17 protein-coding genes and 1 pseudogene are annotated in these 18099 nt (G+C 42.0%); 8 read left to right on the forward strand and 10 right to left on the reverse strand.

Going from position 1 to position 18099, the window contains the following annotated elements; all coding sequences use genetic code 11:
* The 3 genes and pseudogenes from ACE01R_RS03600 to rimI form a co-directional block, all read left to right on the forward strand.
* Positions 1-119: pseudogene (locus ACE01R_RS03600) on the forward strand (elongation factor Tu); the annotation flags it as partial.
* A gap of 209 nt (positions 120-328) precedes the next feature.
* Entirely contained in the window at positions 329-1210 is an 882-nt protein-coding gene (locus ACE01R_RS03605) for a metal-dependent hydrolase (RefSeq protein ID WP_395546206.1), read from the forward strand.
* Between the two features lie 102 nt (positions 1211-1312).
* The gene (gene rimI / locus ACE01R_RS03610) at positions 1313-1771 is read left to right on the forward strand and encodes a ribosomal protein S18-alanine N-acetyltransferase (protein WP_395546207.1); all 459 of its coding nucleotides are present in this window, start codon (positions 1313-1315) and stop codon (positions 1769-1771) included.
* A gap of 11 nt (positions 1772-1782) precedes the next feature.
* Here the strand turns inward: rimI and ACE01R_RS03615 are convergent, their stop codons facing one another.
* From ACE01R_RS03615 to trxB, 3 genes are all read right to left on the reverse strand, one after another.
* On the reverse strand, positions 1783-2598 hold the full coding sequence (locus tag ACE01R_RS03615) for an arginyltransferase (protein ID WP_395546208.1): 816 nt from the start codon (positions 2596-2598) through the stop codon (positions 1783-1785).
* A 21-nt stretch (positions 2599-2619) separates the two neighbouring features.
* Entirely contained in the window at positions 2620-3351 is a 732-nt protein-coding gene (gene aat / locus ACE01R_RS03620; RefSeq protein ID WP_395546209.1) for a leucyl/phenylalanyl-tRNA--protein transferase, read from the reverse strand.
* Between the two features lie 115 nt (positions 3352-3466).
* Complete coding sequence (gene trxB, locus ACE01R_RS03625; RefSeq protein WP_395546210.1) at positions 3467-4420, reverse strand: thioredoxin-disulfide reductase; 954 nt, start codon at positions 4418-4420, stop codon at positions 3467-3469.
* A gap of 284 nt (positions 4421-4704) precedes the next feature.
* On the opposite strand from trxB, the gene ACE01R_RS03630 reads away from it, so the two are divergent.
* The gene (locus ACE01R_RS03630; protein WP_395546211.1) at positions 4705-7779 is read left to right on the forward strand and encodes a DNA translocase FtsK; all 3075 of its coding nucleotides are present in this window, start codon (positions 4705-4707) and stop codon (positions 7777-7779) included.
* 45 nt (positions 7780-7824) lie between these two features.
* On the opposite strand, the gene ACE01R_RS03635 is transcribed toward ACE01R_RS03630, so the two are convergent.
* The gene (locus ACE01R_RS03635; protein WP_395546212.1) at positions 7825-8703 is read right to left on the reverse strand and encodes a LysR family transcriptional regulator; all 879 of its coding nucleotides are present in this window, start codon (positions 8701-8703) and stop codon (positions 7825-7827) included.
* A gap of 108 nt (positions 8704-8811) precedes the next feature.
* Between ACE01R_RS03635 and ACE01R_RS03640 the strand changes: the two genes are divergently transcribed.
* Positions 8812-9714 carry an AEC family transporter gene (locus ACE01R_RS03640; protein ID WP_395546213.1) on the forward strand — a complete coding sequence of 301 codons (903 nt, stop codon included), beginning with the start codon at positions 8812-8814 and terminating at the stop codon, positions 9712-9714.
* A 71-nt stretch (positions 9715-9785) separates the two neighbouring features.
* Here ACE01R_RS03640 and ACE01R_RS03645 read toward each other — a convergent pair whose 3' ends face one another.
* The 6 genes from ACE01R_RS03645 to ACE01R_RS03670 form a co-directional block, all read right to left on the reverse strand.
* Positions 9786-10073 (reverse strand): PA4642 family protein, encoded by a 288-nt coding sequence (locus tag ACE01R_RS03645; RefSeq protein ID WP_395546214.1) that lies wholly within the window; start codon positions 10071-10073, stop codon positions 9786-9788.
* A gap of 201 nt (positions 10074-10274) precedes the next feature.
* Positions 10275-10547 carry a cell division topological specificity factor MinE gene (gene minE / locus ACE01R_RS03650; RefSeq protein ID WP_395546215.1) on the reverse strand — a complete coding sequence of 91 codons (273 nt, stop codon included), beginning with the start codon at positions 10545-10547 and terminating at the stop codon, positions 10275-10277.
* A gap of 3 nt (positions 10548-10550) precedes the next feature.
* Entirely contained in the window at positions 10551-11363 is an 813-nt protein-coding gene (minD, locus tag ACE01R_RS03655; protein ID WP_086196430.1) for a septum site-determining protein MinD, read from the reverse strand.
* A gap of 66 nt (positions 11364-11429) precedes the next feature.
* Positions 11430-12161 (reverse strand): septum site-determining protein MinC, encoded by a 732-nt coding sequence (gene minC / locus ACE01R_RS03660; protein ID WP_395546216.1) that lies wholly within the window; start codon positions 12159-12161, stop codon positions 11430-11432.
* 122 nt (positions 12162-12283) lie between these two features.
* Positions 12284-13336: a preprotein translocase subunit SecA gene (locus tag ACE01R_RS03665; protein WP_395546217.1), complete on the reverse strand. Its 1053-nt coding sequence runs from the start codon at positions 13334-13336 to the stop codon at positions 12284-12286.
* A gap of 17 nt (positions 13337-13353) precedes the next feature.
* Positions 13354-14277, reverse strand: a complete 924-nt coding sequence (locus ACE01R_RS03670; protein WP_395546218.1) for an acyltransferase — start codon at positions 14275-14277, stop codon at positions 13354-13356.
* Positions 14278-14525: 248 nt separating this feature from the next.
* On the opposite strand from ACE01R_RS03670, the gene ACE01R_RS03675 reads away from it, so the two are divergent.
* From ACE01R_RS03675 to dut, 3 genes are all read left to right on the forward strand, one after another.
* Positions 14526-15176 carry an OmpA family protein gene (locus ACE01R_RS03675; protein ID WP_395546219.1) on the forward strand — a complete coding sequence of 217 codons (651 nt, stop codon included), beginning with the start codon at positions 14526-14528 and terminating at the stop codon, positions 15174-15176.
* A gap of 135 nt (positions 15177-15311) precedes the next feature.
* Complete coding sequence (locus ACE01R_RS03680) at positions 15312-17351, forward strand: UvrD-helicase domain-containing protein (protein WP_395546220.1); 2040 nt, start codon at positions 15312-15314, stop codon at positions 17349-17351.
* A 34-nt stretch (positions 17352-17385) separates the two neighbouring features.
* Positions 17386-17838, forward strand: coding sequence for a dUTP diphosphatase (gene dut / locus ACE01R_RS03685; protein ID WP_395546221.1), 453 nt, complete (start codon positions 17386-17388; stop codon positions 17836-17838).
* Positions 17839-18099: the final 261 nt, after the last annotated feature.

Below are 18099 nucleotides of genomic sequence, written 5' to 3' on the forward strand. Positions count from 1 at the left end.
ACGTAGAAATGTCAGTAGAATTGATCCACCCAATCGCAATGGACCCAGGTCTACGTTTTGCGATCCGTGAAGGTGGTCGTACAGTTGGTGCTGGTGTTGTTGCTAAAGTAACTGCATAAGTATTAATTGTGTGAAAAAAGCGTCCCTCTGGGGCGCTTTTTTTGTTTATAAAAAGTGGAAAAATTGTCTGACAAGAATAAAAAAGCTGGCCCTAACTGATATTTAGCTGACCTTAACTGCAATGATGTCAAACAGATAATTAAGTAAGATACAAATAAGAAAATAGAAAAATGGCGTCAGGTCAAGAAGATCTGTCAGGAGGCGTTACATGAATGCAAAGGTCAATATTAGTAATCGTGCCGGTGCAAGTTTTCCAGTTCGTCGTATGAACTTTAATTTCGAAACTGTACCTGAATATTGGATGAATGGTTCGGCAGGCTTGACTCATTTTATGACTGCACTTTCCGCATTATTTCCTGCGGGCGAAAAGTTCTTTATTGATAGTGTCCGTGCCGTGCGTCATCATCCTGCGATTAAAAATAATGCAGAATTACAAAAAGAAATTTCTGCCTTTATTGGGCAAGAAGCCATGCATACCCATGAACATGTTGGCTTTAATGCATCCGCACAAAAGTATGGGCATGATGTGGATACTTTAGACGGTTATACCGATAAAGTAATTCAGAGCACACGAAAGTTTATGGCGAAATTGGCTAAGCCTGTTGGTATTACTCAGGAAATGGTCGATCTAACTGCAACCACTGCACTTGAGCATTTTACCGCGACCATAGCATCGCAGCTTTTAACCAATTCACATATCCAAGAACTCATGACGGATGAAACCATGAAAACGATGTGGATGTGGCATGCGATTGAAGAAAATGAACATAAGGCAGTGGCGTATGATGTATTTGAAGGTGTCTTCGGTAAAGGTTTGAAGTCATATATACTGCGTAGCTCTTCATTGGTAATCGCCATGGCAACTTTGTTTATCGTACAAAGTTATTTCCTGGCACGTCTTTTAAAACAGGATCAACAACTCAATCTTGAATCTTTAAAAGATATTTATACCTATGCCTATAGTCCATCTAAAGGCGTGATTACAGGGATGGGTAAAGAAATGTTGTTGTATTTCAAACCGGGTTTCCATCCAAATGATTTGGACACCCATCGTTTGCTGGAAAAATGGAAAACTAAATTAGGCTTTTAAGCTGAAAAGTCATAGAGCGATAGTTATCGCTCTTTTTTTTACTCGATTTTTGTCGCAAAGTTTTTATAATGCGAGGGTTAATTCTAGATAAGATGAACGAAGATGATTCGTTTGATGCAAGCTGCGGATGTATCAACTGTAGCAAAGATTGAAAGATTGGTCCAAAGCCATCCCTGGACGGTTAAACAGTTTGAAGAAGCTGTTGAAAGTTACCAAAGCACAGTGATTGAGCAAAATGGTCAGGTGGTTGGATTTTGTATTTTACAACCTGTGCTGGATGAAGCGAATTTGCTCTTGATAGCGATTGATCCTAGCCAGCAGGGCAAAGGTTTAGGTTTTGAGCTTTTAGATGCATCTTTAGCGATGCTTAAAAACAATCCAGTACAGATTTTTCTTGAAGTTCGCGAATCAAATATTTCAGCCATCAAATTGTATGAAAAATCAGATTTTCATCAAATTGATTTGCGTAAAAATTATTATCCAAATCTGGATGGATCAAAAGAGCATGCCATCATTATGGTGAAAGCATGCACCGATGATTTTGCAAGTTTGTTTAAATAGGAACGGTGACATTACTTGATGATGGAGTTGTTCCAGCCAGAAGGTAATGTCGTCATGAGCGAGTTTCCCAATTGCTGAATTTCTTCGGAGTTCAGCAAGCGGTTTAAGCGTCGCCACTGCCCATCAATCAATAGTTCCAAAGGCACATATTGCGATTTATAGTTCATTTTATCGGAGTGCGGAACCCAATAGCCGAGATAGACATAGGGCAAAGCTAGTGCTTTGGCATGTTCAATTTGTTTCAGTACGGCAAAAATACCAAGTGAGCGACGGCTTTCATCCGGATCGAAGAAAGTGTAGACCGCAGAAATTCCATCATCTAGCGGATCGCAGCTGGAAACAGCCAGCAGTTTGTCATCTTTCCAGAATTCGAGAAAAAAACTGTCTGTACAGCTATGCACTAAAAATTTTTCGAATTGATCCAGACTCGGCGGAAACATATCACCATCGGCATGACGTTCATTGATGTAGCGTTCATAGAGCTGATAGTGAATGTTTGATGCATCTGCTGTGCGGGTAATTTTAACCGTCAGGTCCTGATTACGTTTCCATGCCTTTTTTTGTGCATGATTCATTTGAAATTCGGAAACAGGCACACGGCAAGATAAACATTGGCGGCAGAGATGGCATTCAGGACGATAGACAAAATCGCCACTGCGACGAAACCCTAAACGAGAAAGTTCAGAAAGACTAACCACATCAATGCGATGGGCAGGATCTAAAAAGACCATCCGTGCTGATTTATTTTCCAGATAACTACAGCTATGTGGTGGTGTAATGTAATACTGTAAATCATTGAGCAGGGACTTTGGGTGATACGAATTCATGGCAAGTTCCCTCTGTTATTTTCATTCAATCAACCGTGCTTGTTGCGCTATTGTTTTACTTGAAAATACACCCTCCTGATATTTTTTCCAATCGATAGCGGGCTGTTTTACAACATCTTGTAACGAATTAAGGTATTCCTGGCGAGAAAGTGTACAAGCACCCAGTCTTAATAGATGATCATTGACCAATTGACAGTCAATCCAGGGCAGATTATTTTCCCGACCAATCAACATTAATGTATAAAACGCCATTTTTGAGACATCGGTTTGTGTGCTAAACATGGATTCACCAAAGCAGCCATGTCCAATGGTGACGCCATATAAACCGCCCACCACTCTGTTTTCATCCCAAACTTCAATACTGTAGCCATAGCCGGCTTCAAATAGCTCGCAGTATCCTTGAATAATGTCTTCCGAAATCCAGGTGTCTTCAGCATAACTCCGCGGTAAAGAACAAGAACGGATCACCCGTTCAAAAGCCTGATTGATTGTGATTTGATAATCAAACTTTTTCATGTTGCGAATTAAGGATTTACTTGGATGATAATCCTGCGGACGGATAATGCAGCGTGGTTCAGGACTCCACCAGCAGATGGGTTCACCTTCAGAAAACCAGGGAAATAAACCATGAGTGTAGGCTTCAAAAAGTGTAGAAGGGGAGAGGTCAGCACCGATGCAGATTAGACCTTGACCATCGGGATCAGCTTCGATGGGATTGGGGAAAATGAATTCTGAGGGTGCTAATCGATGCATAGGATTCAGCCTGAACAGGAAAATAACCGGCAAGTAAAAAGTTTGATATTTTTATCATACAAAAAAAAACCGCCCAAAGAGGACGGTTTTTTTGAGTTGAATTGATTTATTTCAATCATTCACCTAAAGCATCAAGATATTTTTCAGCATCCAGTGCAGCCATACAGCCTGAACCTGCTGAAGTAATGGCCTGGCGGTAAATACTGTCAGCAATATCGCCTGCAGCGAATACACCCGCTACAGAAGCAGCAGTAGCATTACCCGAAGTACCGCTTTGTACCTGGATATAACCATCACGCAGATTCAATTGACCTTCGAACATGCCGCTATTCGGTTTATGGCCAATGGCAACAAATAAGCCCGTAACGTCTACATCCTGTTTAGAGCCATCTTGGGTTGATTGCAGACGTACAGAAGTTACTCCGGTATTGTCACCCAACACTTCTTCGACTTGGTGATTCCAAATAATACTGATTTTGCCTTCTTTTTCTTTAGCAAAAAGATGATCTTGAAGGATTTTTTCAGAACGTAAAGAATCACGGCGATGAACCAGAGTCACATGTGAAGCAATATTAGATAAGTAAAGTGCTTCTTCAACAGCAGTGTTACCACCACCGACCACCATGACTTTTTGGTTCTTGTAGAAGAAACCGTCACAGGTAGCACAGGCGCTCACGCCTTGGCCCATGAATTTGGCTTCTGATTCAAGACCTAAGTACTGAGCTGTTGCACCTGTTGCAATGATTAACGCATCACAGGTGAACTCTTCCATATCGCCTTTTAGCACAAACGGGCGAACGCTTAAATCAACTTCGTTGATATGATCATAGACAATGTCGGTGCCAAAACGTTCAGCATGGGCTTGCATGCGTTCCATTAGGGCAGGGCCGGTTAGACCTTCCGGATCACCTGGCCAGTTGTCAACTTCTGTTGTTGTGGTGAGTTGTCCACCCAGTTGCAAGCCTGCAATCAGGGTTGGCTTCAAGTTTGCACGTGCTGCATAGACCGCTGCGCTATAGCCAGCAGGACCCGAACCTAAAATAATCAGTCTTGAGTGACGTGCGCTCATCCGCTGCATCCTTTTTTATTTAGAAATTTGTGGAATTATACGTGAAACTGTATAACAGTGGTGTGCGATTAAAGTCGATATTATTGATCATGCAAATCGATTTGAGCTATATAGAACAACAGTGCTGTACTAGATATTCAATCTGATGTATTTCTAAGCAGCAGCCACTACATAATATTGCATCTTTTTTTGTGGAACAGGTGCATAATACGCGTTTATTGTGAAACTATTTTGTCTTAGTTTCTTACAAAAACATGAATGAAAAATTGGTTACAGGACAGTATATGACTGCGGTGTCGAGTGTTTATGCACAGCGCTTAATAAAGACATTATTTTTAGTCTCATTTGGAATTTATTTATTCCTTGCAACAGTGACCTATACGCCTTTTGATCCGGGCTGGATGCATATTTCCAGTGATACCCAGCATGTATCGAATGCCAGTGGAGTTGCCGGGGCGTGGATTGCAGATTTACTGTTCGGTTTTTTAGGCTGGGCGAGTTTGCTCATTCCAATTTTTCTATTTGTTGAGGCGATTCAGGTCTGGTGGCCGTATAGCTTTTTGAATAAACCTTTTCGCTATGCCGCACAGTTCTTTATTTTACTGGCGACAGCAAGTTTGTTGTATCTGTATTGGCAAGTGCCGGCTGATACTCTGGACAATTCGTCGGGCGGTATTATTGGTTATGAGTTGGGGCAAAGTCTTTCACAGATTTTGACCATTTATGGCGCAACCATTTTTCTGCTGCTGTTCTGGTTTATTTTATTCACATTTGCGTTTGGCGTGAAGTGGAACAAAACCTGGGATACCCTCAGAGCGACACCTGCTTATTTACAAGACTTATTTTATAAAAATGTGCCTGAAGCTGAATCTGCATTTGACCGGACAAATCCTGAAATTAAAAAATCATTGGTAAATAGCAAACAAAAACTGGTTGCAGAAAAAGTAACATCAGTGGCCGAACATAAGGAAGTCGAACTGTCACCGATCGTTCGCGATCCGGCGGCAGAGCGCCTGTTCGATGACATGGTTGAAAAAGAACATTATGCGCAGCAACAGCTGATGGATGATGAAGACGAAGCAGAATTTGAACAAATTTTAGAAAAAGCTCATCGTCTGGAACAGAATACACAGCGTGTAGTCGCCACAGGTGAAGTCTGGCGTGCATTAAATTCAGATGAAAACCACAAACATAAACAAGATATTGATGCATTGCTAAAAGCAGCGGAAGAATCTGAGCCGCATACACCACATGAACATTTTCAGGCATTTGTTGATGAGCAACCAGCAGCAACGACTCCCCAGACCCCGAAGCAAAATTTGGATTGGGATGATGACGAAATTTTTGATGAATTGCTTGCAGCTGTGCCGGGTGGAAAAACGGCAACAGATGTACATACCCCATTTAATCATGTCGACCCAGAACCACCTGTAGCAGTCATTCCTGAAGAAAAGATGGTAACTGCACCGGTAAGTATGACTGCCTCACCATTATTGAATCATAGTACGCCTAAAAGTAGCGTATTGGATGACGAGTTTGATGAACTGGATGATTTACTGGTGGATGATTTACCGCTAGATCACCTTGAGCCGGCGGCTCCTGTGGCACGTAGCAGCAGTAATTATGCCCAATCATCTGCATTTGTCCGTGCGGAAATTAATACCCAATTGCAGCCGCAACCGACCATTTCCGAAGATGAAAAAGCGTTGATTGCGTCCAATAAAGATGTGTTCCGTGAAGTTTGGCAGGAAACGGCAGGAAAGCCTGTCGATGAGGTTGAACTGGATGAGGATGATTTTGATCTGGATGCCCCTTTAACCGATGCCATGGGCCGTCCGATGTCACGTGCCATGCAGGTGGCGCAAAAACGTCGTGATTTGCCACCATTGCCCGGTTTAGAGTTGCTGGATGAAGTTGACCCTAACAAGAAGGTGAATTTCACTGCCGAGCAATTGGCACGATTATCCGAGTTACTTGAAATTAAACTGCAAGAGTTTAATGTCAAGGCCAAAGTGATAGAAGCACAGCCAGGCCCTGTGGTGACCCGTTTTGAATTAGATTTGGCACCGGGGGTGAAAGCCTCTAAAGTGACTAATATTTCACGTGACTTGGCGCGTTCCATGTCGATGGCATCGGTACGTGTAGTCGAGGTTATTCCGGGTAAACCGTATATCGGCATTGAAGTGCCGAACAGTAGCCGTGAAATGGTTCGTTTGATTGAACTGGTCAAAATACCAAAATTTGAAGATCCAAATGGCATTCTTTCAATGGCCATGGGTAAAGATATCTCAGGTAATCCCGTGATTACCGAATTGGGTAAGGCACCGCATATGCTGGTTGCTGGTACCACAGGTTCGGGTAAATCGGTTGCGGTGAACTCGATGATTCTATCGATGTTGTTGAAATACACACCTGATCAACTACGTCTGATCCTGATTGACCCGAAACAGCTGGAACTGGCCAACTATAACGATATTCCGCATTTGTTGACGCCCGTCGTAACAGACATGAAAGATGCGGTCAGCGCATTAAACTGGTGTGTCAATGAAATGGAACGCCGCTATAAGCTGATGTCTTTCCTGAAAATCCGTAAGCTCAGCGACTATAACCGTAAGGTCGAAGAAGCGATTGCTAACGGTGAAGATCTGTTTGATCCTACCTGGAAAGCCAGTGAGTCAGTCGTAGGGGAGCGTGCACCGCGTCTCACCCCATTGCCATCGATTGTCATCGTAGCGGACGAATTCGCCGATATGATCATGCAGGTGGGTAAAAAAGCGGAAGAAATGATTACCCGTTTGGCGCAGAAATCGCGTGCGGCAGGAATTCACCTATTACTTGCGACCCAACGTCCATCGGTGGATGTGATTACCGGTTTGATTAAAGCCAATATTCCAACCCGTGTAGCACTTCGTGTGAACTCGAAAATCGACTCGCGTACCATTCTGGATGCCGGTGGTGCAGAAGACCTGCTAGGTCATGGTGATATGCTGTTCCTTGGCCCAGGCAAGATTGAGCCTGAGCGTGTGCATGGTGCCTTTATTGCCGATGATGAGGTGAACCGTATCTGTGATGCCTGGCGTGAACGTGGCGAGCCAAATTATGTGGATGAAATCCTGACCCCTTATGATGAAGAGCCGACTTCGCGTGGTTTTGAAGACGGGGATGGTGGTTCGGACCGTGATGCGCTCTATGATCAATGCGTGTCATTTGTGCTGGAAACCCGTAAAGCATCCACTTCTTCGCTACAACGCAAGTTTAGTCTTGGTTATAACCGTGCGGCACGGATTATTGACCAGATGGAAGAAAATGGCATTGTCAGCTCAATGGGCGCCAATGGTAAACGTGATATTTTAATTTAAGTGTTGATTCAAGTTTCAGGCCTGCATATGCAGGCCTTTTACTTTTTAGATAAAAAACTTTTGTGCCAACTCAATAAAAGCCTTTGCGCTGGGACTGATCGAAGCTTGATTGCGTACTGCCAGTCCAATATGGCGCTGGGTATTCGGGACGAGTGGCCGTTTCACTACATGGGGATGCAGTGCCAATATTTCTGGCGTCATGGACATATCTGCCACTATAGAAATTCCTTCCTGCAAATTGACCATATTTAAAATCGTTAGCAGTTGTGATAACTGATATTTAATTTTGGGATAAATATGATGCTGTTTCAGCAAGGCTTCCACATGAGGCTGGCTTCCTGCCTTGGTGAGGATAAAGGGATATTCTTTCAAGTCACTTAAATGAATCTGGCTTTGGGCGGCAATCGGATAACTGTCAGGAATCAGCGCGACAAAGATATCGGTAATTAAGGGAACGGTATGTAACTTCGGTTGGGGAAGTACTGAAAATCCGACATCCACACGTTTTTCTAAAATCATCTGGGCAACTTCGTGATCTGTTCCTTCTTCCACATAAATTTCAATATTGGGATAACGTTGCCGATAGGCCTGTAAAAGTTCGGGCAATAAATGTATGGAAGATGAAGCACCAAAGGAACCAATTCTTAATACCCCATGCTGGATGCCGCGTGCTGCAGCAATTTCTTGTTGCATGACATGTTGCGTGTTCAACAGTTCCTTTGCATGATGGAGTAGCTGTGCGCCAATATGGGTGAGTTGGGTTTGGTTTTGTTCACGAATAAATAAACACACTTGCCATTGTTGTTCTAGTGTTTTCAGGGCATGCGAAACTGCAGACTGTGAAATGCCTAATTGCTTGGCCGCCAAGGTAAAATTTCGAAATTCAGCCACGCAGACAAAGATTTTTAGTTGAGTAAATGTCATAGGAATGGGTATGAGTAAATACTCATTTTGTTATGAGGCTTAATGAGGATTATATTGCATTACAGCAGAGAAAGTATTCTCTAGATTATCGATAGCATGAGTATAGAAATGAATATTGTCATGGCGCTATTTCCATTAATCATTTTGATTGCAATGGGATATCTACTTAAACAGACGCGTTTTGTGACCGATGACTTTTGGGGAAACTCTGAAAAGCTGAATTATTTTATCTTGTTTCCTAGCTTGCTGTTCTTGAATCTGTCGAATGTTGAACTGGATCTGGCTACCGTGTCGAGCATGCTGGGAATCCTGATCCTGGTGATTTTGCTGGCAGCGATTGCACTTTTTGTGGTTAAAAAAATCTATAACATTCCGGTACAGCGTTTTGGTGTCTATATGCAAAGCCAGGTACGCTTTAATACCTATATCGGCCTGTCACTCATGGCATCTTTATTTGGACCGAAAGGTATGCAAATGTTTGCCATGCTGATCGCTGTCGCGATTCCTTTGGTGAATATTCTGTCGGTACTGGCATTATCCAGTTTGAGCTGGAACACACTTGGAAAAACAGTTATTTCGATTACAAGAAATCCATTAATTTTAGGATGTATTGTGGGGGTGAGTTTTAATCTGCTTGATCTGGGGGTAATGGAAAGTATTGAGCAGCTCGTTAAACTGCTGGCTGCCATGAGTTTGCCTTTGGGTTTGTTATCAGTCGGTGCAGCATTACAATTTGACCAGTTTAAAACCAATATCTCTGGTTTATTGATGAATGTGTTTGGACGCTTACTCATCATGCCCATTTTGGCCTTTGCCGTATGTCAGGCTTTTCATTTAAGTCATTTAGAAAGCATGATTTTAGTGGTGTTTTTTAGTTTGCCGACAGCTTCTGCTGCTTATATTTTAACGCGCTATTTTCATGGTGATAGTGAGCTTATGGCGGGGATCATTAGTCTGCAAACCTTATGTTTTGCACTGACTTTCCCTTTATTAATGAGTCTGTTTTTCTAGCGGTGGATGATAAAAAAGCCTGTACGAATGCAGGCTTTTTAATTTGCAAATCTTTCTAAGCAAATAAAGCATTAAGCAAATTTTGCTAATATTTCAAGGAAGCCTTCGCTTTGACGAGGGTACTGTGCAATCACATCATGAATGCGTTGACCTTCAGGATTGGTGGCATTGACATCTCGGCCGTCGGCAACGAATTGAGTCAACAAGCGCTCATAATCATTTGGACGCATGTGCTTGAACGCATGATAAAGCACATGAAAATCAGCATTCACGCCTGCAGGAGGTAGCTGGGTTAGGTAGGCAAATACACGCTCATCTGACCATTCTTCGTTGAACGTTGCTGGCTGAGATAATGCCATCGCAATCTCCTTGGTATACTGATTAAAATAAAAAAGGCAAAATATGAGACTAGACCAGCAAACTTAAAGCAGTGCTTTAAGGCTTTGTCTAGTCGTAAGACTTGAAGCTATGCTTCAAGTGAGCTGAAGGGGATAAAATACCAGTTCAGCAAGTCTCATATTTTGCCTTGATTCAATTTGCTTGACTAATCAGAATTCAGATTATCGCTCTTCAGGCAAATTGATATTCATTTCTAGCATTTCAATATTGGCTTCAGAACGAACCGACATTTGAATGTGCTGTTCATCTACACCACGAACATAACGGTTGACCACCTGCATGATTTCTTTCTTCATGAGGTCAATCTTTTCCTGACTTAAGCGTTTGCCTAAACCTTGTTCAGAGGCAACAATAACTTTTAAGCGATCTTTAGCAGTTTGTGCGCTTGAAGGTTTATCCTCGTTGCTGAATAATTTACTCCAGAATCCTGCCATTTCTTACGCTCCAAATAGTCTTGCCAACCAGCCTTTAGGTTTGACTTCAATATGACGGTAAGGACGCTCTTCACCCAGGAAGCGCGCTACAAGGTCATCATAAGCCTGACCCGCAGCTTCTTCAGTAAACAGGATGACCGGCTTACCTTCGTTAGATGCCTGAAGTACGCTCTTACATTCAGGAATAACACCCAGTGTAGGGACACGTAAGATATCTTTAGAAATATCGTCAATCGTTAACATTTCTTGCTTATCAGCACGTTCAGGGTTGAAACGTGTAATACACAGATGCTTACGGATACGGCCTTCGTTTTGTTCTACTTTTTTGGTTTTGCTGTCGAGCATACCAATAATACGGTCAGAGTCACGTACAGAAGAAATTTCAGGGTTGGTTACAATGATCGCTTCATCTGCATGGTACATGGCCATGATTGCACCACGCTCGATACCGGCAGGTGAATCACAAATAATGTAATCAAATTCTTGAGAAAGTTCATCCATAACGCGTGCAACACCTTCATCGGTCAAGGCATCTTTATCACGGGTCTGTGAAGCAGGCAAAATGTATAAATTTTCAATATCTTTGTCACGAATGAGCGCTTGTTGAAGACGCGCTTCGTTATTCAATACATTCACAAAATCATAAACAACGCGACGTTCACAACCCATAATTAAATCGAGGTTACGTAAACCCACGTCAAAATCGATCACAACAGTTTTGTGACCACGAAGGGCTAAACCTGTTGCAAAAGATGCACTTGTAGTAGTTTTACCTACACCACCTTTGCCTGATGTTACGACAACAATTTTCGCCACCGAATCCACTCCTGTTATGGTTCAAACCCCTTTTTAAATATGGGGCTTTTGGTGTTTATTTATACATTAAAATTCGAGAACTTCAAATACAAGTTCTTGATGATCATTCAAGTAAATATGGACAGATTTTTTCAGGACATGCTGTGGAATGTCATCCGCCACACAATATGTACCCGCAATTGATACCAGTTCTGCTTCCAGGGAATGGCAGAAAATACGCGCTGCACCGTTCCCGCCAGCGCCGGCGATGACTCTACCACGTGCGCTACCATAAATATGTATATTTCCTGAAGCAATCACTTCAGAACCGCTATTGATCCCGGCATTCAGAATAATATCGCCATGATCCTGAACCAGGCATTGACCGGTGCGCAAAATTTCATCGTGATAAGAGGTCACATGGCTGATGACACGAGCTGGTTTGGCTGGAACTTCTTCAGTATCTTGGGTTGGGGCAGGGGCAACTTCAGGTTTAGCCTCAACCACTTGTTCTTTCGTTGCTTTAATCCGTTGTAAGGGTTTGTTGTCTGCTGGCAGAATAGGAAACTGAATGGCACGGGCTTCATCGGAAAGAATGCCGTCAATCACGCCCATCGGCTGTAAGTCCAGACTGATCAATAACTGAATCAGTGCAATCAATTCTTGTTCTACAGTGCTGTCAATAATGACCAGCGTGCCATGAGAAGCAGTTTCTTGAAGCATTTGAGTCAATTGCTGGCGGATTGCATTCTGATCATTGGTGTCAAAAGTTAATCGGGTAAAATTAACCATTCTGCCTGTAATCCGTATATCAGCCATAATTATTCCTTAAGACTTCTGACTCATTAATTTTATGTCGAAGTGATGTTGTAAATAGAGCAAATCCTAGAACAAATTGCAGCTTTTCTCTAGCCACGTTTTCAATATTTTTAATCTCATGATCATTCTTTAACTTGATCATGCTGTTCCAGAATTTGTTGCCATTGTTTTATTTTCACTTGCTGGCGAATGGCTTCTAGACTCTCAAAAACAGCCGATTCAACCAGTTTTTCCACATGGGTATTATTTTCAAATTGTATTTGGCTGATTTTATTTGAAATTTCTAAATATGCCAGATTTTTTTCATTTTTATGACCGTATGCAAAAGGTTCAATCAGTCCCAGCGTGATATTTTCTCCCAAACGTTGTCCAATGCTCTGGATTTGTTGCTCTATGCGTCCGCCCACAATCGGAATCAGGCGCAATAACTGGGTCAGTTCAGGGGTATCTTCAATGGCACGATTGACAATGTCGCCGACATTTTCGGCAATCATGATTTTTTGTGCCTGCAGTTCTTTGCCTAAAGACTCTTGCAAAATATCCGCTAGGGCATTAGCAAACATGTCACGGTGATGGGCAACCAGATCTTCAATCAGTTTTTTATGTGTGGTACTGGTAGAGAGCTCACGTTTAATTCCATCTAAAACCGTAATGACAATGCGGCTGGTGAGCTCTTCAAGCAACATATGGTAATAGAATTTAGCCCGCCGATACCAAGCGTCCGGAATGACTTTATAACCATGTTGGTGCAGGTTGTAGCCGATGGCTCCGGCACGTAATAAACGTAAGAAACGCAGCTGTGGAATAATCGATAGAATTTCGTACCAGTGAATAAAGGGAAAGAAAAACCAGCGTTTATGATGTTGCCCAATAATTGCTAATGCCCAGCGGACCAGCAGTTCAATGACCAAAAAACTGGTAAACCAGCTTTCGGTGATGATGACCCAAGGGCGTAATGTGATGCGATAAAACTGCAACAGTTCAGGTAGATGAATGAAGTTAAACAGCCAGCCACCAAAATCACTCATCAGGATGGCATTGGCACTGAGACAGAACAGGTTGATGATGATTATAATCATCATGAAAATGTCATAGCCCAGTGCGACTTTCCATCCCCAGGTGCCTTTTTTAACAAAAGAAAAGGTTGGGGGCTTTATCTGGTCGTCTTGCTTCATTTTCTTCCTTCGCGTGGTTAAGCTTTCGCAGCCAATTCTTGCTGCATGTGTTCAATCAGTTGGTCTTTTTCAGTCCATAGCTCATGAACCCATTGCTGAAAACGTTCACGATATTCATCATCATCTTCATAATTACCGCCTAATACCCAGTCTGGAATATCAATTTTACGCAAATTCACCGCAATGCGATTAACCTCACCGAGCCAGAAATCACCATAACCCGGCACACCATCCGGATAAACAATGGTCATATCGACCAGAGCATCAATTTTGTCACCTAAAATATTGAGGGCCAAGGCTAAACCACCCGCCTTAGGTTTGAGCAAATGTTTGTAGGAAGATTGCTGCTGCGCATGTTTTTCCGGCGTAAAGCGCGTACCTTCCAAATAGTTCAATAAGGTAAAAGGCTGACTTAATAACTGCTCGCAGGCTTTACGTGATTCTTCCATATCACGGGTTTTAAGTTCAGGATTTTTGGCAATCTGTTCCTTGCTATGACGTTTCATCATCGGGAAACCTAAAATTTTAAAGGCTTGCCCTACGAAAGGAATAAAGATTAGTTCCCACTTGGTAAAGAAACGGGTGAGGGGCATACGGGTTAAACCAAAATATTGATTTACCGTCGTATCTACCCAGCTTTGATGGTTGCAGGTCATCAGGTAACGACCTTGCATACTAAGTTCTAACCCTTCCTCAATAGTGATATCCCACTTTAAGTTGGGTAATACATGATCGATCAGCCAATTATTGACACTGAGCCAGCTGTTGGTAATTTGAATGTTGGTTTTATCTACTTTACGTGATTTTTTAATCAGTTTAGTTAATCCCAAAGCGAGTACAGGTGGACCATGAAAAAAAGTGCTTCCGGTAATCACCGATCCAACAGTAAGCCCACGAGATATTTTTTTTAATATCGGTTGCTTGGTATTTTGAGATGACATATAAAAAACGGCCCTAAAAGAAAATCATTGAATGTTTTTATTCAGCATTCAATATAATTGTAGAATTTAAAATAAAAAAGTCTATTCATACAAGTATGAAGAAATTGTGCTGAAGTTATTCTTGACACTCAGCTGAAATATTACAAAATGTAACTAATGGATGTATTATTTACAAAAAATCAATGGTATGCCCATTTTTTTTAATTCATTATTCCACCATACGATAAAACACAAGAAGGAGGCATGCGATGCGTGCACTAGCAATTTCAGCAGCGGTAGCAGGGGCATTAGTTCTATCTGGTTGTCAAACTGCAGGTGGTACAGGCGGTATGGAATACGATAAAACAGCAATTGGCGCATTAGTTGGCGCAGCTGCTGGTTATGGTATTTCTAAAGGTAATGCAAATACAAGCGCTCAAAATAACCGTGCAGCTGCGATTGGTGCAGTTGTAGGTGGTGCTGCTGGTGTATATCTGGACAATAAAGAGAAAAAATTACGTCAACAAATGGCGGGTACTGGTGTAGACGTTACACGTAATCCAGATGGTTCTGTTGGCCTGATCATGCCGGGTAACATTACCTTTGATACCAACAAATCAAATATCAAGCCTAACTTCTATGCAACATTGAATAAAGTTGCGCAAACACTGACTGAAGACAACAAGAGCGGTATTCTTGTAACAGGTTATACAGACAGCACTGGTAATGACTCGATTAACATTCCATTGTCTCAAGCGCGTGCTCAATCAGTAGCCAACTATCTTGCCGGTCAGGGCGTTGCACGTACGCGTATTAATGCACAAGGTCAGGGTTCAGCGAACCCAATCGCATCAAATGCGACAGCTGAAGGCCGTGAACAAAACCGCCGTGTGGAAATCAGCATTTACGCGATTCAATAATTCTTCATAAGTCCATGATGAATTGAAAAGACCACCTTCGGGTGGTTTTTTTATGAATGTCAAATTTGTATTTTAGGTTATGCAAGTCTGGCACAGATGACTATAATCGAGCTCCAATCAATATGAGGAAATACTATGTCGTCGGCAAGTCAACTCAATGACAAGCAACTTGAAGCCATGAAATACACTCAAGGACCCTTGTTAGTACTTGCAGGGGCAGGTTCAGGTAAAACCTCGGTAATTACTCGAAAAGTCGCACATCTGGTCAAGAATTGCGGTATTCCGGCACATCGTATTACGGCTATGACCTTTACCAATAAGGCGGCACGTGAGATGAAAGAACGTGTCGGGAAATTATTGTCTCGTGAAGAAGCCAAAGGTCTGTCGGTTTCAACATTCCATACCTTTGGTCTGAATTTGCTGCGACTGGAACTCAAACATACACCGTTAAAAAATAATTTTTCTATTTTGGATGCCGATGATTGTAAGCGCATCCTGATGGATTTAATGCACCGTGATAATTTATCGGGCGCAGAAAGTAAGGAACTCATTGCCAAGGCGATGAAAATGATTTCGGACTGGAAAAATGACCTGATTCCACCGGAACAAGCGCATACCACCTGTGAAACTGCCGAAGATGTTCAGTTTGCGCATTTGTATCAACTGTATGAGCGTAACTTGCGTGCCTATAATGCGGTCGATTTTGACGATCTGATTGTGATGCCGACCCGTTTACTTCAGGAAAATGCCGAAGTCCGCGACAAGTGGCAAAATCGGGTGCGTTATCTGCTGGTTGACGAATATCAGGATACCAATACCGCGCAGTATATTCTGGTGAAACTGCTGGTCGGCGTGATGGGACAATTCACTGCGGTAGGTGATGATGACCAGTCTATTTATGCATGGCGTGGTGCAAAGCCTGAAAACATGGCTTTGTTGAAAGAAGATTTTCCGAATTTAAAAGTCATTAAATTAGAACAAAACTACCGTTCGACCAGCCGTATTTTGAAAGCGGCGAATACGGTAATTGGCAATAATCCGCATATTTTTGATAAAAAACTCTGGTCCGATAAGGGGCATGGTGAGGTGATTCGTGTGATTACCTGCCGTAATGATGATGATGAGTCAGAACGCGTGGTGAAGGATCTGATCACCCATAAGCTCATGAATGGTAAAAACTGGAAAGATTACGCGATTTTGTATCGTGGTAATTTTCAGGCACGCATTTTAGAAACACAACTGCGTCAAATGCAGATTCCATACAAGCTTTCTGGTGGGCAGTCTTTCTTTGCTCGTGCAGAAATTAAAGACATCATGAGTTATTTGCGTTTGATTATTAACCCTGAAGATGACAGTGCATTTTTACGGATTATTAATACGCCGAAACGTGCCATTGGTCCGGTGACTTTGGAAAAATTGGGCCTGTTTGCCCAGGAAAATCACTTGTCATTGTTGTCAGCGGCAGGTGATCAGCGCTTGACCATGGTGATTCCTAAAAAAGCCACTACGCAATTAGCTGAATTTGCAGACTTTATTACTAATTTTACCCGTAACCTGCTTGATGATGACGAGCCTGTGCCGATTATTCGCCAGATGATGCAGGAAGCCGGTTATATTGATTATGTTAAAGAAAATGCAGCAACGCCAGCGCAGGAAAAAACCAAGCTGGATAATATTGAAGTGCTGTATAGCAGTATTCAAAGTCTGATTAACCGTGCTGAAGATGTTGATGACAAGAATATTGAAAGTGTGATTCGTAAAATGGTACTGCTGGATATGCTCGAGCAGCAGCAGGAAGAAGAAGATACCGATAAAGTGAATTTATTGACTTTGCATGCATCGAAAGGTCTTGAATTTCCTTATGTGTATTTGATTGGTCTGGAAGAAGAAATTCTGCCGCATAAAAACTCGATTGCAGCCGAAACTGTAGAAGAGGAACGTCGCTTAATGTACGTTGGCATTACCCGTGCCCGTCAAGGTTTGACCATTACTTTGGCCGAGCAGCGTAAAGCGGGTGGCCAGATGAAACAAATGACACCAAGCCGCTTCCTGGATGAATTGCCGCAAGATGAACTGGAATGGCTGGGTCGCAAGAAAAAATTGGCAGGCAATATTGATCCAAAATTGCAAGCACAGCATTATCTCGAAAATTTACGTGCGCTGATTAAGCGTTAATTCACTATTTAAACCATGCAATTAGGAAAAACAAATGAAAGTTCAAGTGAAAGTACTCGATACACGTTTAGGCAGCGAATGGCCGATGCCTACCTATGCGACTTCGGGTTCAGCAGGTTTGGACTTGCGTGCTTGTGTAGATGAAGCGACTGTCATTGAACCAGGTCAAACAGTATTGGTGAAAACCGGTTTGGCTATTTATATTGAAGATACAAATTTTGCCGGTTTAATTTTACCGCGTTCAGGTCTGGGTCATAAACATGGCATTGTTTTAGGCAATCTGGTGGGGCTTATTGATTCAGATTATCAAGGTGAGTTGATGGTATCGGTTTGGAACCGTAGTCATATCGCATTCACTTTAGAACCAGGTGAACGTTTGGCTCAATATGTACTCGTGCCGGTAATCCATGCCGAGTTTGAACAAGTGGAAGAGTTTGTTGCTACTGAACGCGGTGCAGGCGGTTTCGGTCACACCGGTAAAGGCTAAAATTTAATTTAGTATAAAGATGAAGAAAACCTGATGAATAAACAGAGTAATCTTTTTTTATCAGGTTTTCTTTTTTAATTTGGACATGATTGATTTAAAATAAAATGATGAATAAACAATAACTTGGTTTTAAAATTATGGATATTAATTTCATGGGCTTATATGCTTGAAATAATGTTTTTATTGTTTTTGTAAATAATTGTTTTTAAATTAAAATTATTTGAATGGTTTTGTTTTAAACATTATTAATGATTTATATAT

Source organism: Acinetobacter sp. BSP-28 (genome assembly GCF_044130285.1).
Classification (GTDB): domain Bacteria; phylum Pseudomonadota; class Gammaproteobacteria; order Pseudomonadales; family Moraxellaceae; genus Acinetobacter.

Excerpts from the sequence above, each read along its gene's own strand:
- ACE01R_RS03605 (WP_395546206.1), top strand. The coding sequence starts at position 329 with ATGAATGCAAAGGTCAATATTAGTAATCGTGCCGGTGCAAGTTTTCCA.
- rimI (WP_395546207.1), top strand. The coding sequence starts at position 1,313 with ATGATTCGTTTGATGCAAGCTGCGGATGTATCAACTGTAGCAAAGATT.
- ACE01R_RS03615 (WP_395546208.1), bottom strand. The coding sequence starts at position 2,598 with ATGAATTCGTATCACCCAAAGTCCCTGCTCAATGATTTACAGTATTAC.
- aat (WP_395546209.1), bottom strand. The coding sequence starts at position 3,351 with ATGCATCGATTAGCACCCTCAGAATTCATTTTCCCCAATCCCATCGAA.
- trxB (WP_395546210.1), bottom strand. The coding sequence starts at position 4,420 with ATGAGCGCACGTCACTCAAGACTGATTATTTTAGGTTCGGGTCCTGCT.
- ACE01R_RS03630 (WP_395546211.1), top strand. The coding sequence starts at position 4,705 with ATGACTGCGGTGTCGAGTGTTTATGCACAGCGCTTAATAAAGACATTA.
- ACE01R_RS03635 (WP_395546212.1), bottom strand. The coding sequence starts at position 8,703 with ATGACATTTACTCAACTAAAAATCTTTGTCTGCGTGGCTGAATTTCGA.
- ACE01R_RS03640 (WP_395546213.1), top strand. The coding sequence starts at position 8,812 with ATGAATATTGTCATGGCGCTATTTCCATTAATCATTTTGATTGCAATG.
- ACE01R_RS03645 (WP_395546214.1), bottom strand. The coding sequence starts at position 10,073 with ATGGCATTATCTCAGCCAGCAACGTTCAACGAAGAATGGTCAGATGAG.
- minE (WP_395546215.1), bottom strand. The coding sequence starts at position 10,547 with ATGGCAGGATTCTGGAGTAAATTATTCAGCAACGAGGATAAACCTTCA.
- minC (WP_395546216.1), bottom strand. The coding sequence starts at position 12,161 with ATGGCTGATATACGGATTACAGGCAGAATGGTTAATTTTACCCGATTA.
- ACE01R_RS03665 (WP_395546217.1), bottom strand. The coding sequence starts at position 13,336 with ATGAAGCAAGACGACCAGATAAAGCCCCCAACCTTTTCTTTTGTTAAA.
- ACE01R_RS03670 (WP_395546218.1), bottom strand. The coding sequence starts at position 14,277 with ATGTCATCTCAAAATACCAAGCAACCGATATTAAAAAAAATATCTCGT.
- ACE01R_RS03675 (WP_395546219.1), top strand. The coding sequence starts at position 14,526 with ATGCGTGCACTAGCAATTTCAGCAGCGGTAGCAGGGGCATTAGTTCTA.
- ACE01R_RS03680 (WP_395546220.1), top strand. The coding sequence starts at position 15,312 with ATGTCGTCGGCAAGTCAACTCAATGACAAGCAACTTGAAGCCATGAAA.
- dut (WP_395546221.1), top strand. The coding sequence starts at position 17,386 with ATGAAAGTTCAAGTGAAAGTACTCGATACACGTTTAGGCAGCGAATGG.